General features: G+C 32.4%; 1 protein-coding gene. It reads right to left on the bottom strand.

Features of this window, described 5'->3' with window-relative positions; genetic code table 11:
- Window positions 1–652: indole-3-glycerol phosphate synthase TrpC (trpC, locus tag IDG60_RS28110; protein ID WP_206161086.1), on the bottom strand; the 652-nt coding region annotated here is incomplete at both ends.

The following is a 652-nucleotide window of genomic DNA, read 5'->3' as shown; positions in this document are numbered from 1 at the left end:
TGTGGTAAAAATTCAGATAGATTGTCACAACGCATAAGCGCCTCACCTATTAGTAAGCCATCGATACCACTATGCAAGATTTTTCTTACATCAGATGCATCGTGAATACCACTTTCAGAAATATAATAATGATTTGTTTTTTTATTTTCTAAAATAGTATTTGTATGTTCCACATTTGTAACAAATCGTTTTAAGTCCCTGTTATTTACACCAATCAATTTAGCATTAACCTTATAGGCACGTTCTAATTCATGGCGATCATGTACTTCAACTAACACTTCTAGATTTTGCGATATAGCGTAGTTATATAAATCTTTCAATTGTTTATCAGATAAGATGTTAACGATCAATAAAATCATAGATGCACCAGCTTGTTTAGCAACATCAATTTGAAGCGGGTCTATAATAAAGTCTTTGCATAATACGGGTAATGTTGTTTTTGTCGTCAATGCTTGTAATCTTTCAAAACTACCACCAAAGTACTTTTCATCAGTTAAAATGGACACGGCATTTGCACCATATTGGTCATAATCTGAGATTTGTTGCGATAAATCTCGTTCAGGTAAGTCATTAACTGTAGGACTCTTCGATTTAATTTCTGCAATAATTGCTAGCTTTGGTTCTTTCTCAATTGCGTTTATAAAAGATTTTT

The sequence above is a fragment of the Staphylococcus sp. EG-SA-2 genome, from assembly GCF_017152085.1.
Note: the sequence above shows the minus strand (reverse complement) of the source record. Positions and strands in the feature narration are given on the sequence as shown.